This is a genomic window from Gemmiger formicilis (genome assembly GCF_018784445.1).
Lineage (GTDB): Bacteria > Bacillota > Clostridia > Oscillospirales > Ruminococcaceae > Gemmiger.
The window spans coordinates 41,743-55,449 of record NZ_WQOH01000067.1 but is presented as its reverse complement, the minus strand read 5'-3'; the positions used below and the strand labels follow the sequence as shown (position 1 = coordinate 55,449).

At 54.2% G+C, this 13,707-nt stretch carries 13 protein-coding genes; 9 read left to right on the top strand and 4 right to left on the bottom strand.

Annotation, left to right across the window (positions count from 1 at the left end; all coding sequences use genetic code 11):
• The first annotated feature begins 83 nt into the window (after positions 1-83).
• Together GPK89_RS14615 and GPK89_RS14610 are read left to right on the top strand one after the other, a co-directional pair.
• Positions 84-278, top strand: coding sequence for a DUF3173 domain-containing protein (locus GPK89_RS14615; protein WP_011861908.1), 195 nt, complete (start codon positions 84-86; stop codon positions 276-278).
• Positions 279-314: 36 nt separating this feature from the next.
• Positions 315-1,505, top strand: coding sequence for a site-specific integrase (locus GPK89_RS14610; RefSeq protein WP_055227226.1), 1,191 nt, complete (start codon positions 315-317; stop codon positions 1,503-1,505).
• 75 nt (positions 1,506-1,580) lie between these two features.
• Here GPK89_RS14610 and guaA read toward each other — a convergent pair whose 3' ends face one another.
• From guaA to coaBC, 3 genes are all read right to left on the bottom strand, one after another.
• Entirely contained in the window at positions 1,581-3,125 is a 1,545-nt protein-coding gene (guaA, locus tag GPK89_RS14605; protein WP_215694265.1) for a glutamine-hydrolyzing GMP synthase, read from the bottom strand.
• 157 nt (positions 3,126-3,282) lie between these two features.
• A complete protein-coding gene (asnB, locus tag GPK89_RS14600) occupies positions 3,283-5,130 on the bottom strand; it encodes an asparagine synthase (glutamine-hydrolyzing) (RefSeq protein ID WP_215694263.1) in 1,848 nt (615 codons plus the stop codon).
• A gap of 65 nt (positions 5,131-5,195) precedes the next feature.
• Positions 5,196-6,389: a bifunctional phosphopantothenoylcysteine decarboxylase/phosphopantothenate--cysteine ligase CoaBC gene (gene coaBC / locus GPK89_RS14595; protein ID WP_215694261.1), complete on the bottom strand. Its 1,194-nt coding sequence runs from the start codon at positions 6,387-6,389 to the stop codon at positions 5,196-5,198.
• A 217-nt stretch (positions 6,390-6,606) separates the two neighbouring features.
• On the opposite strand from coaBC, the gene GPK89_RS14590 reads away from it, so the two are divergent.
• Genes GPK89_RS14590 through GPK89_RS14580 form a run of 3 tightly spaced genes read left to right on the top strand, consistent with a single transcriptional unit; the run spans position 6,607 to position 8,200 of the window.
• Entirely contained in the window at positions 6,607-7,383 is a 777-nt protein-coding gene (locus GPK89_RS14590) for a type III pantothenate kinase (protein ID WP_215694259.1), read from the top strand.
• Complete coding sequence (locus GPK89_RS14585; RefSeq protein WP_215694257.1) at positions 7,380-7,982, top strand: alpha/beta hydrolase; 603 nt, start codon at positions 7,380-7,382, stop codon at positions 7,980-7,982. The genes GPK89_RS14590 and GPK89_RS14585 overlap by 4 nt, the downstream gene beginning before the upstream one ends.
• Positions 7,979-8,200, top strand: coding sequence for a hypothetical protein (locus tag GPK89_RS14580; protein ID WP_215694256.1), 222 nt, complete (start codon positions 7,979-7,981; stop codon positions 8,198-8,200). Before GPK89_RS14585 ends, GPK89_RS14580 begins: the two co-directional genes overlap by 4 nt.
• A gap of 187 nt (positions 8,201-8,387) precedes the next feature.
• Here the strand turns inward: GPK89_RS14580 and GPK89_RS14575 are convergent, their stop codons facing one another.
• Positions 8,388-9,689, bottom strand: coding sequence for a galactokinase (locus tag GPK89_RS14575; protein ID WP_215694254.1), 1,302 nt, complete (start codon positions 9,687-9,689; stop codon positions 8,388-8,390).
• A 219-nt stretch (positions 9,690-9,908) separates the two neighbouring features.
• On the opposite strand from GPK89_RS14575, the gene GPK89_RS14570 reads away from it, so the two are divergent.
• The 4 genes from GPK89_RS14570 (at position 9,909) to GPK89_RS14555 (ending at position 13,704) form a co-directional block, all read left to right on the top strand.
• The gene (locus GPK89_RS14570; protein WP_215694252.1) at positions 9,909-10,778 is read left to right on the top strand and encodes an AraC family transcriptional regulator; all 870 of its coding nucleotides are present in this window, start codon (positions 9,909-9,911) and stop codon (positions 10,776-10,778) included.
• A 15-nt stretch (positions 10,779-10,793) separates the two neighbouring features.
• Positions 10,794-12,155: a 23S rRNA (uracil(1939)-C(5))-methyltransferase RlmD gene (gene rlmD / locus GPK89_RS14565; protein WP_215694251.1), complete on the top strand. Its 1,362-nt coding sequence runs from the start codon at positions 10,794-10,796 to the stop codon at positions 12,153-12,155.
• Between the two features lie 39 nt (positions 12,156-12,194).
• The gene (locus GPK89_RS14560) at positions 12,195-13,199 is read left to right on the top strand and encodes a restriction endonuclease (RefSeq protein ID WP_215694249.1); all 1,005 of its coding nucleotides are present in this window, start codon (positions 12,195-12,197) and stop codon (positions 13,197-13,199) included.
• A gap of 112 nt (positions 13,200-13,311) precedes the next feature.
• A complete protein-coding gene (locus tag GPK89_RS14555) occupies positions 13,312-13,704 on the top strand; it encodes a zinc-ribbon domain-containing protein (RefSeq protein ID WP_215694247.1) in 393 nt (130 codons plus the stop codon).
• Positions 13,705-13,707: the final 3 nt, after the last annotated feature.

Sequence of the window (13,707 nt, the reverse complement as noted above, 5' to 3'; positions counted from 1 at the left end):
AATCCACAGCACCTTGTCTATTGTAGCATTTTGTCCTTGGAGAGGGACTCTAATAACTACTACTTTATAATACGAGGAGGAACATGATTACAGTAACAAAAAAAGACTTAATAGAACTGGGTTATGGGACTTCATTCGCAGCAGACATCATAAGAGAAGCAAAAAAACTTATGATTTCAAAAGGGCATACCTACTATCAGTCACGCAAACTGGACAGGGTTCCCAGAGAAGCTGTGGAAGAATTGCTAGGGATTACTTTTACTGATAAATCAAACTGATTGTACTTCTTGCACATTTATGTAAGGAGTGAAATCATGGCAAAAGACCCTATTAAGAAAGCAGAAAACGGAACTTATTATTTTAGAGCAAACTTAGGTTTTCATCCGATTACCGGAAAACAGATTCAGAAATACAAAAGCGGATTCAAGACAAAAAAGGAAGCTAGAGAAGCATATTCAAAGCTTATGCTGACATCCACAGAGGAATTAACGGAAAAGAAACAGCAGCTATCCTTTCAACAGTTCATTGAAGAAACTTACCTGCCTTGGTATAAAACACAGGTAAAGGAAAGTACCTATCTGAACCGCCGTTCTACCATTCAGAAGCATTTTTCATACTTTTACAAAATGACGGTGGATGAGATAGAACCCATTAACGTCCAGAACTGGCAGCTTGAACTCGCAAAAGAATTTAGTCCAAACTATATCCGTATTGTACAGGGTATGCTCTCCATTGCCTTTGACAGAGCAGTTGTTCTCGGTCTTGCAAAGAAAAATCCGTCACGAATGATAGGAAACATCAAGAGCAAGAAAACAAAAGTGGATTTTTGGACACTGGATGAATTTCAAAAGGTAATTTCCCTGCTCTACAAGGGCGATTATTACGAACATTACCTTTTCATCTCATACTGGCTCCTGTTTATGACCGGAATGAGAATCGGAGAAGCCGCAGCCCTGCAATGGTCGGACATCAACTTTGAAACCGGACTTTTAAGTATAACGAAAACGCTGTACTATAAAACAATGGATGAATACAAATTTATGGAACCAAAGACACAAGCCAGTATTCGCACTATCTATATTGACACAGATACCATTAAAGAATTAAAAGCATGGCAGGAAGTACAGCAAAAGGTTTTAAAGGGCTGCGACCTTGTACTAAGCTATAATGGGATTCCCACCAGTAAGCACACCCTCCCACGGGCATTAGAAAAGCTTGCTGGATTGGCAGGCGTACACCGTATCAAAATTCATGCACTCAGACATTCCCATGCTTCCCTGCTCATCAGTATGGGAGAAAATCCTTTATTGATTAAAGAACGTCTGGGGCATGAAAAGATACAGACCACGTTAGGAACCTATGGACATTTATATCCCAACACCAACGTGGAAGTTGCCAAAAAATTAACTGGCGTTCTCACTTATACTCCGGCAACAACCAGTGTTGCCGATTACACCAGCAATCAACATACAGCAATCTATCACAGAACAGTTGAAGAAAAATAATGCAATGAAAATGCAATCCTATAAAGGAAAAGCTGTAAAACCCTTGTAAACAAAGGCTTTACAGCTTAGCTCCAACTATTCAAACTCAATCGTTGCTGGCGGCTTGGTCGTGTAGTCGAACATAACGCGGTTAATGTTCTTGACTTCGTTGACGATGCGGTTGGCGGCGGTGGTGATGGTCTCGGTCGGCAGGATCGTGACCTCGGCCGTCATGAAATCGGTCGTCGTAACGGCACGCAGGGCGATGGCGTAATCGTAGGTGCGCTCGTCGCCCATGACGCCGACGCTGCGCATATTCGTCAGCGCGGCAAAGTACTGACTCGGGCGCTGGGCCATGGGCAGCTTGTCGACCTCCTCACGCCAGATGGCGTCGGCATCCTGCACGATGGCGACCTTCTCCGGAGTTACATCGCCAATGATGCGGATAGCCAAGCCCGGGCCGGGGAACGGCTGGCGGGCGACCAGGTACTCAGGCAGACCCAGCTCGCGGCCGGCCTGGCGGACCTCGTCCTTGAACAGGTCGCGCAGGGGCTCTACGATTTCCTTAAAGTCCACGTAGTCAGGCAGACCGCCGACATTGTGATGGCTCTTGATGGTGGCAGATTCGCCGCCGAGGCCGCTCTCGACCACGTCGGGGTAAATCGTGCCCTGGGCCAGGAAATCCACAGCACCGATCTTTTTTGCCTCATCCTCGAACACGCGGATGAATTCTTCACCGATGATCTTGCGCTTGCGCTCGGGGGCATCCTGACCGGCCAACTTCTTATAGAAACGATCGCGGGCGTCGACGCAGACAAAGTTGATGTCGAACTGGCCGCCCTCGCCAAAGACCTCGCAGACCTGCTCGCGCTCGTTCTTGCGCAGCAGACCATGGTCAACGAACACGCAGGTCAGCTGCTTGCCAATGGCCTTTGCCAGCATAGCTGCGCAGACGCTGGAATCAACGCCGCCGGACAGGGCGCAGAGCACCTTGCCGTCGCCGATCTTCTCGCGCAGGGCCTTGACGGAGTTCTCGACGAAAGAATCCATCTTCCAGTCACCAGCACAGTGGCATACATTATAGACGAAGTTATGCAGAATTTTCGTGCCGTTCTCGGTGTGCAGTACTTCGGGATGGAACTGCACCGCATACAGGCCGCGGGCCTTATCCTGCGCGGCAGCCACCGGGCAGTTGGGGGTATGCGCGACGATCTCAAAGCCGGGGGCAGCCTGTTCGATGTAGTCATTGTGGCTCATCCAGCAGATGTTCTGAGCGGGGAGCGTATCAAACAGCGGGCTGGCTGTGTCCAGGTCAACCAGCGTTTTACCGTACTCGCGCTCAGGCGCTTTGCAGACCTTGCCGCCCAGCATGTGCATCATCAGCTGGCTGCCGTAGCAGATGCCGAGGATGGGCACGCCCCAGTTGTAAATTTCGGGGTCGATGGTGGGCGAATCCGGCAGGTAAGCGCTGTTGGGACCGCCGGTAAAGATAATGCCTTTCGGGTTCTTGGCCTTGATTTTGGCAAGGTCGGTACGGTAAGAATAGATCTCACAATATACGTTGCATTCGCGGACACGGCGGGCAATCAGCTGATTATACTGACCGCCGAAATCCAGAACGATGACAGTTTCCTGCTGCATGAGGGGTCTCCCTTCTCTATTTGTAGTCCTATTAAGTTATTATAGCACATCAGGCAAGGTTTGAACAGATGGGGAGGAAAAATAAATTATTTTTGCGCGGAAGGTCTGCAGTGATGGGAACGAGCTGCGGCGGCCAGAGGACTGGCCGCCCTCCACATCACACCAGCTCCACCTTATATTTCTCCAACCAATAATTCAGCTGCACAAACCACGCGATGGTCTGTGGAGTGGTCATAAGCTGACCGTACCATGGGATGGGGTTATCCGCGCCCGACGCCAGCAGGGTTTCCAGTGCGTCGGCCTTGATAATGCGCAAAATTGGTGCGGCGGGGTCGACCAGAATACCTCGCAGCTCGGCTGTAACCGCCGCCAGGTAGCTGGGGTTCCAAGTTTTGGGGTAGGGGCTTTTGCGCCGCCACAGTACTTCATCTGGCAGCACGCCGCGCATGGCTTCGCGCAGCAAGCCCTTCTCCTGCCCGCCCCAGTCCTTGAACTCCCACGGCACCGAGTAGAGATACTCCGCAATGCGGTAATCGCAGAATGGCACGCGCACTTCCAGGCCGCTGTACATACTCATGCGGTCCTTGCGGTCGAGCAGCGTCTGCATGAACCACTTGAAATTCAAGTTGATCATCTGGCGCATACGGCGTTCCGTTGCGGGCAGCCCGGGGCGGATGGATGTTTCTGCCAGGGTCTGCTGGTAGCGTGTATCCACAAAGGAAGCCGGGTCAATGCCGCCCAGCACGCCGGGCTTGAGGAACGACGCGCGGTAGGCTGTGGACTGCGCCCAGGGAAAGCCGTACTTTTCCCGCACGGCGGGGTCACGATACCACGGATAGCCGCCGAAAATCTCATCGGCGCATTCCCCCGACAGGGCCACAGTGGCATGGGGCTTGATGTGCTGGCAAAACACAAGCAGTGACGCATCCACATCGGCCATGCCGGGCAGGTCGCGGGCATCCACCGCCGCATACAGCGCAGGGACAAGCTCCGGGGTGTCCAGCGTGACCCAGTGGTGGCGGGCGTGGAGAAAATCGTTCATCTTGCGGATGTAGGGTGCATCCGCGCCGGGCTGGAATTTTGTCGCATGAAAATACTTTTTATTGTCGCGGTAGCCAACCGAAAAAGTTTGCAGCTGCTTTCCCTGCGCCGCAAAATGGGTGTCGGCAATGGCGGAAATCAGGCTGGAATCCAGCCCGCCCGAGAGGAATGTCGCCACGGGTACGTCAGAGACAAGCTGGCGCTCAATGGCATCCGTCACCAGGTCACGGACTTTTCGCGTCGTGGCCGCAAAATCATCAGGGTGGTCGTGGTCGGTCAGCTGCCAGTAGGTGTGTAGCGTCAGGCGGGCGGTGTCGGCATCGTAAGTTGCGCACTGGCCGGGGAGCAGTTCCCGCACGTTTTGAAAAACACCGCAGCCCGGCGTGCGCCCAGGGCCTAGCAGCAGTACTTCAGCCAAACCGTTGGCGTCGATGCGTGGCGGTACTGCCGGGTGGGCCAGCAGGGTTTTCAGTTCGCTTCCAAAAATCAGGCTATCCTCGGCCTGGGTATAGAACAGTGGCTTGACGCCGCAGCGGTCGCGAGCCAGAAAGAGCGTTCCTGCGTTCACCCGCCAGACTGCGAAGGCAAAAATACCGTTGCACCGTTCCACGCAATCCGCGCCCCATTCGGCAAAAGCGTGGAGCAAAACTTCCGTGTCCGAATGGCCGGTGAAGCTATGGCCGCGGTTTGCCAGCGCGGCACGCAGCTCTGATGTGTTGTAAAGTTCGCCGTTATAGACGAGGACGTAGGTTTCGCCCTTCCAATCCAGCTGCATGGGCTGCAGGCCGTTTTCCAGGTCAACGACCGCCAGCCGCGCGTGGATGAGCGCTGCCCTGCCGCTGATATACATACCGCGCTGGTCCGGCCCACGCCGTGCCAATGTCTGCTGCATGGCGCAGTACGCCCCATAGTGTGCCTGGATGGCCCGGGGGTCGCGCCCCACCTGCCCCGCAATTCCGCACATAAAAATGCCCCCTTTGCATCATTCGTAAAAGTGTATGCAGGAGGGGGCAGGGGTATGATTTTGTTTTATTTACCTGCAATCGCGTCGGCAATATGCCCGGCGACGGCGTCCTTGCTTTGCAGGGGCAGTTCGGTGATGCCCTGGGTGGTGATGATGGTGACGACATTGGTATCCACACCGAAACCTGCACCGGGGACTTTCAAGTTGTTGGCGACGATCATGTCCATGTTCTTCTTTTTCAGCTTGGCGGTGGAGTTTTCAATCAAATCGCGCGTCTCCATCGAGAAGCCGCAGACGAACAGCTTTTCTGGCTTGTGTACGCCGACCCAGGCGAGGATATCGTCAGTGCGTTCCAGTTCAATATTCATCTCGCCGTCGTGTTTTTTCACCTTATCGACGGCCACGGTGGCCGGGCGGTAGTCCGCCACAGCGGCCGCCATGACGAGGGCGTCAGCGTCCATAGCGTTGGCCTTGACAGCCTCAAACAGGTCAGCCGCGGTGGTGAAGGGCACTATGTTTACAAACGGTACCGGCGGCAGCGTGCAGCCGGTGGACGCCAGCAGCGTGACGTCTGCGCCGCGCAGCATACAGGCGCGGGCCACGGCATACCCCATTTTACCGGTGGAATGGTTCGTCAGGTAGCGCACCGGATCCATCGGTTCCTGGGTCGCACCGGCAGAGACAACGATCTTTTTGCCCTTCAGATCCTTCTCACAGGCCAACTCTCGCAGAACGTAATCCACCAGCACACCCTCATCGGGCAGGCGGCCCGAGCCGACATCGCCGCAGGCCAACATACCGGACCCGGAGGGAATGACCGTGAAGCCGTAATGCTCCAGCGTTTTCAGGTTGTCCTGGGTAATCTGGTTTTCCAGCATATGGGTGTTCATGGCCGGGGCGATGAGCTTGGGGCAGGTCGCTGCCAGCGTGACGGTGGTCAGCATATCGTCCGCCTGGCCGTGAGCCATCTTAGCAATGACGTTGGCCGTGGCCGGGGCAATCAGCATGAGGTCCGCCGCGTTGGCAAGGCTGATGTGGGCCACATCGTACTGGAAGTTGCGGTCAAAGGTATCGACCTGGCAGCGGCGATGGGTCAGTGTCTCAAACACCAGCGGCGAGATAAACTCAGTGGCGTTTTTCGTCATCAATACGTGAACATCCGCGCCCAGCTTGACCAGCGCATGAGCCACATTGGGCATTTTGTAAGCGGCAATGCCCCCGGTGATGCCGAGGACGATGGTTTTTCCGGTAAGTAACATAAAATCAACACCCTTAATAACTAGATAAGAGATACTAGATAAAAGATAATAAAATTGGTGGAGTTTTCGCCTTTGGCGAAAACAAAATTTGTATTGTGGTTATTATAGCAGATTGACGCCTTATATGCAAACAAGTATAATAATTTTGTGCGGCGCAAAGCGACGCGATCCACCATATTTCTTATCTATTATCTCTTATCTATAAAAGGAATTTATTATGGTTCTATCAGTCGATATCGGCAACTCCAACATCTGCATTGGCGGGCTGGCGGGGGCAGGACACCGTGAAATCGCGTTCACCACCCGCATGGTCACGCGGCCCCGCTGCACCGTGGACGAGTATGCCGCCGAAATGAAATTTTTGCTGCACCGCCTGACCGTGGAGCCAACGGCCTGTGAGGGCGTCATTGTATGCAGCGTTGTTCCCCGGCTGACCGGCGTGCTGGCTGCCGCCTGCAAGCGGCTGACCGGCAAAGAGGCCCTCATCGTCAGCTGTGAGCTGGATACCGGGCTGACCCTTCAAGTGGACGAGCCGGCGAAGGTAGGTCGTGACCGTCTGGCCGATGCTGCAGCGGCCGCCGCGCACTATCCCCTGCCCTGCATGACCGTCGATTTGGGCACGGCCACGACCTACAATGTTATCTCGGCCAATCGTGAATTTCTGGGTGGCTTCATCGTGCCCGGCGTACAGACCAGCCTGCGGGCCATCAGCGCGGGCACGGCGCAGCTGCCCCCCATTGCGCCCGAGCCGCCCGAGCATCTGATTGGTGCCAACACGGTGGCTGCACTGAACAACGGGGCCATGTTTGGCACTGCCGCCCAGCTGGACGGACTGGCTGACCGCGTGGAGGCAGAACTGGGCCAGCCGCTGACTGTGGTTGTGACCGGCGGGCTTGCACCGTACATCACCCCCTGCTGCAAGCGCAAAGTCATCTATGACGCAGACCTGCTGTTTAAGGGGTTGGCGCTGATTTGGGAGAAAAATCACCTATGAAAAAGTTGGTTGTATATATCCACGGAAAGGGCGGCAGGGCGGCGGAAGCCGAACATTACAAGAAACTGTTTTCTGCGTATGACGTCATCGGATTCGATTATCAGGCACAGACACCTTGGGACGCTGTTTCGGAGTTTACGGCATTTTTCACACCTCTGCGCCAGCAGTACGATACGGTCGTACTGCTGGCAAACAGCATCGGGGCATTTTTCTCGATGAGCTCGTTATCCGAGAAGTTTATTGACCGAGCGTTGTTTATCTCCCCCATCGTGAATATGGAAACGCTCATTTCCGATATGATGGGCTGGGCTGGGGTGACGGAGAATGTGCTGCACGCGCAGGGCGAAGTCGCCACCGATTTTGGCGAAACCCTGTCGTGGGAGTATCTCTGCTACGTGCGGGCACACCCGCTTGTGTGGGATGTACCAACCTGCATTTTGTACGGCGAAAAAGACAATCTGACCTCCTATGAAACGTTGGCCGCGTTTGCGCAGAAAGTCCATGCGCCTATTACGGTCATGCCAAACGGCGAGCATTGGTTCCACACCGAAGAGCAGATGTCGTTTTTGGACGAATGGGTCAAAGGACAATGTTCATGAAAAAGCTGTATGGGATTTTGAAGGCCGCCCTCGGGGGTTTCCTCGGTGTGTTTTTGGGCATGACAACGTACACCTGCTGGGACTACCGCGCCCACCCCGGACTGTATGCGCTGCAATCTGCACCGTGGTATCTGAGTATACAGATTCATGCGGTGTTTACCATAGTGGTTTGCGGGATGCTGGCACTGGGAATATGGATCTTGCGAAAGAAAATGTAATCCTGTAGGGCGGCCTGTCCTCAGGCCGCCGCGGAGGGAGCAAAATTCTTCCCTATAAATCTACGGATAAGAGGGTGTCTGCCGTAAGCATGCGGGCCGGGCATGCCCGGCCCCTACAGGCGTAATATAAAATACCGTACCGGCACATTTCTGCACTGGTACGGTGTTTTTTATGCTTTATCTGATTTTACATATCGGGCGTAACAGGTACGGCACCGTAGTTGCGGATGTTCAGCACATGGCAGCTCCCCTCGCCGAAGCAGCCATCGATGGCCGCCTTGTAGGCATCCAGCAGGTCCACCGGCACAAACGCCTGGATGGTACCCGCAAATCCGCCGCCCTGCAAACGCCAGGCGCCGCGGCCGTTCAGCACTTTCTGGCTCAGGGCCAAAGCCAGGGGCACACCCTGCTCCTTCGGGGCCTTGATGCTGTACGCGTTCTGGTTGAACTCAAAGCTGGAATGGCCGCCCTCGATGATGAGTTTGAGGAAGGTATCAAAATCATCATCGCGCACGGCGTCGCAGAGCTGCGCGGCGCGGCGGCAGTCATTGTAAAAGTGGATGGCACGCACGACGGCGCGGTCACCCACGGCCTTGCGCAGCTGCGGGATGGCCTTGTAGAACTCATCCTCGTCGACATCGCGCAGGACCTTTTTGCCGAACTGCGCGGCGACGCTCTCCATTTCGCGGCGGATGGCGGCGTAGTCGTCGGTCAGGTCGGCGTGGCTGCCCTTCGTGTCACTGATGCACATGACAAAGCCATGCTTTGCCAGGTCAATGGCTGTCTGGCCCACGACCGGTTTGGACGGATCCTTGAAGTCGATGGTGATGACGCCGCCGACGGCGCAGGCGGTCTGGTCCATCAGGCCGCAGGGCTTGCCGAAGAACACATTCTCGGCGTACTGGCCGATCTGGGCAATTTTGACCTGGCTGAATTTTCCCATGTCATTGTTGTTGTACTCACCGCGCAGGATGGCACCGATGCAGACCTCGAACGCCGCCGAACTGGACAGGCCGGAACCGCGCAGCACATTGCTGGTGGAGTAGCAGTCAAAGCCGCCCACCTTGCCGCCTGCATCCACAATGCCCTTGGCAACGCCGCGGATAAGGGAGGCAGAATGCTCGGCCTCGCGGGGCTGCGGGGTCAGGATGTTGACGTCAACATCGTCGATTTTGTCAAAGCCCAGGGACTTGACGCGGATGACGTTTTCCTCGTTCGGAGATACAACGGCCACCATGTCCAGATTGACGGAACCTGCCAGCACGACACCGTTGTTGTGGTCGGTGTGGTTGCCGCCGATCTCGGTGCGGCCGGGGGCTGAGTAGAGACGGACGGTGCGCTCAGTGCCGTAAGCCTTTTCAAATTCATTGATCAGGTCGGTATAGCGCTTGCGCTGCTCCTGCACAGCAGCTGCACCGTACAGCTTGGTAAATGAGGCGTCGTATTCGCCCTGCGCGATCTGCTGTTTGAGTTCAATGGTATTTGCCATAATTCCACTCACCTTTCCTGTCGAACAGCTCTTTTTGTAATTATGCACAAATTGAGCCTTATGTTTTTGGGCAAGCAGCCAAGGAGCCGGCGGCCTGCGTGTTTCTTGTTTTCAGTATAGCAAATCCTGCAAAAAATGCAAACAGTTTTTGCGCCGCATTTATGGACTTTTGATGAATCCTCTGCTATAATAGAGATACTATGCAAGCGAGGTGCAGCCATGACCATCAATGAGATGAAACAATCCTACAAGCAGAGCTATACGGACAATGTTGAGCTCTCGATTTTTAACTGCGGGCACGAGCCCTGCCTGTCGGGCCACACGTGGGGCCCCGGTGTGCGCGACCACTACCTAATCCACCTGGTTGTGGCGGGCAAGGGCGTCTACCAGGTCAATGGTGCATCGTACACTTTGCAGGCGGGCGATCTGTTTTTGGCCAAACCCAACCAGCTTATCACCTACGCTGCCGACGAGACCGACCCTTGGGAATACTACTGGGTCGGTTTCAATGGCGCGTGCGCCAATAAGCTGGTGCAGCAGACACCATTCTCGGAGCTTCACCCGGTTCACCACTGCAAGGACCCGCAGACCGTGCGCGAGGCTTTGTATAATATCTATCTTTCCCGCGGGACCGAGCCGCAGAACGAAGCCCTGATGACCGGCTATCTGTACATTTTTATGGCGCACCTGATGAAGGAAGCCCGCGACGCCATGCCGAACGTTGGGTCGTCCAGCAGCCAGTATGTGCTGGCCGCCATCAAGTTTATCCAGTTCAACTACTCCCACGATATCTCGGTGGACGACATTGCCCAGGCCGTCGGCGTCAGCCGTAGCCATTTGTACCGCGTGTTCATGTCCAACGTCGGGCAAAGCCCCATTGACTACCTGACGAGTTACCGCATCAGCGAGGCGTGCAGCCTGTTGAAAAATTCCGGGTTGTCGATTGCCGAAATCGCCGTATCTGTGGGATTTTTTGACCAGTTCTATTTCTCCCGCGTCTTTAAAAAGGTCAAGGGCGTGCCGCCGAGCAAGTATCTTGTCACATTGGAAAAAGAAGCACAGGCTGCGCCGCAGCCCATCAATCCGTAACTACAAGGAGCAACTATGCCTTTTAAGAAAAACCAGATCGTAACTTTGCAGATCGAGTCTCTTTCCAACGACGGCAGCGGCGTGGCCCATCAGGACGGCCAGGCCGTTTTTGTGCCGCTGACTGCCCCCGGCGATGTGACCGAGGTGCGCATTGTCAAGCCGATGAAAACCTACGCCTTTGGTCGCGTGGAAAAACTCATCACCGCCGGGCCGAACCGCATTCAGCAGGATTGCCCGGTGGCCGGGCCTTGCGGCGGCTGTGGGTTGCGGCATATCAGCTACCAGGCAGAGTGCGCCGCCAAGACGCAGTTTGTGCGCGACGCCTTTGCCCGCCTGGGTAAGCTGGATGTGCCGGTGCTGGATGTGCTGGCCGCCCCTGCGGTGGACCGTTACCGCAACAAAGTCCAGCTGCCGGTGGGCACCGATGAAAACGGGCATATCGTGACCGGGTTCTTTGCCGGGCGCAGCCACCGCATTGTGGCATGCAGCGACTGTAAGTTGCAGCCCGCGTGGATGAACCAGCTTGCCGCCCGCACCTGCGAATTATTGGAAGAGAACGGCATCACCGCCTACAACGAGGGAACCCACACCGGCCGTGTGCGCCATTTGTATATGCGTCAGGGCTGGCACAGCGGCCAGCGGTTGCTCTGCTTTGTGGTGAACGGCAACGGCCTACCAAATGAGGCTGAAATTTGCGCTGTTTTGCAAAAAGAATTTGATTTAACGACGATTTTGATTAACCGCAACAGCGAGCGCACCAACGTAATTTTAGGCCGCAAGACCCGCACCGCCGCCGGCCCCGGCACTATTGAGGATACATTGGCCGGGGTGCCGCTGCACATGGGCGTGCACGAGTTTTACCAGGTCAACACCCCCGCCGCCGAAGTACTATACGCCAAGGCGCGGGCGTATGCCGGGCTGAAGCCTGACGACTTTTTGCTGGACCTGTACTGCGGCATGGGCACGATCGGGCTTTCGATGCTGCCGGACTGCCAGCGCCTTGTTGGCGTCGAGGTCGTGCCCCAGGCTGTGGAAGGTGCCAAGGAGACCGCTGCACGGCTGGGACTGGGCGCAGAAAAGGCAGACTTCCGCTGCCAGGATGCCGGTGCCGCTGCGGCCCAGCTGGCCGCCGAGGGGGCCCGCCCCGATGTAATTGTTGTGGATCCGCCGCGCAAGGGCTGCGACGAAGCCACGCTGACCGCCATTGCCGAAATGGCCCCGCGCACCGTGGTCATGGTCAGCTGCAACGCTGCCACCGCCGCCCGCGATACCCGCTGGCTGGCCGAGCATGGCTATAAGGCTGTGGAGGTGCAGCCGGTGGATTTGTTCCCGCGGACGAAACATGTGGAGTGTGTGGTGAAGATGGTGCACTTCTAAAATTCATCTTTATTTAATCCATCTTTACAGAGGTATAATATGGCAACTTCAAATAATGAGTGTAACGTATGGGGAATCCATACACAAGATGACAAATTGTTTTTGAACGGAAACAAAATTGCTCTCGGTTGGCCTGCTTTTGGAGACCTTTCAAAAATCGAGGCATCTCGCGAGGCTTTCAAATCTCACTACATTACAGCCTACCCTGCCGCTAAAAAGGGTTCCATTCCAACCAGTTCTGGTATGCTGTTTCGTTTCATTCACGAAATGCAAATCGGTGATTATGTAATCTTCCCATCTAAAAGTGACCGCAAAATCAACATTGGTATTATTGAAGGCAATTATACTTATGTTCCCTCTGCGACTGAATATGTACAGCAACGTACTGTAAAGTGGATAAAGCATTTACCGAGAACCTTTTTCTCTCAAGGAGCTTTATATGAGGTAGGCTCTATAATGTCTTTTTTTGCCATAAAAAAATACGCAGATGAGTTTCTTGCTGCTCTCGACCAAAATTTTTCTGCCAGCAGCACAGTGCCAGACGATGAGGACGAAAGTGTTGCTGCTACTGCGGATGATATTATAGAATCGACAAAGGATTTCATTCTGAAAGAATTAAGTAAAAATCTAAAAGGATTCGATTTTGAATATTTCGTTGCAGACTTGCTCCGTGCAATGGGTTACAGAACAACCGTCTCACCACACGGCGGCGACCATGGAATTGACATTATAGCTTATAAGGACGAACTGCCGCCCCGCATTTTGGTTCAAGTCAAAAGTCAAGACAGCGACATCAAAGAAACCACAATTCAATCTTTAAAGGGTGCTATGCACGAGGGCGATTACGGTTTGTTTGTATCGCTTTCTAATTATGCGAAGAATGCACAAGTTTATTTACAACACACACCAATCATACGGGGAATCAACGGAAACGAGCTAGTTGATTTGATTTTAAAGTATTATGATGACCTTAGCGAAAAATACAAAAAAATGATTCCGTTGAAAAAAGTCTATATACCTGTAGCACATATAGATGCTGATTAAATCTAGCTTTTGTTCAAATTCTATTTCCCGCTTGTTCACGATTTGCCCATATTTATATGTCATACTAAAGTGTAAACAATGCGGCTTTGCCGCAAAAAGGTGGTTTTTATAAATGAAAGGCTGGTTTCAGCGCTTTATGTCCGGCCGCTATGGGTTTGACCAGTTCGGCGGGTTTCTGTGCATTGCCTCTCTCATCCTTATTGTGATTGGGGCGTGGGTGTCGCCGATTCTCTACTGGCTGGGGCTGGCAGCCATCATTTACAGCTACTTCCGCATTCTCAGCCGCAACACCCGCAAGCGCTATGCCGAAAATCTCAAATACTTATCCTACCAAAACCGCGTAACGACCTGGCTGGGCAAGTATCAGGTGCGGTTCAAGCAGCGCAAGGACTACCACTACTACCGCTGCCCCAAGTGCGGTCAGCAGCTGCGCGTGCCCCGTGGGCGCGGCAAAATCAGCATCACCTGCCCCAAGTGCGGCAACCAGTTCATCAAAAAGAGTTGACGC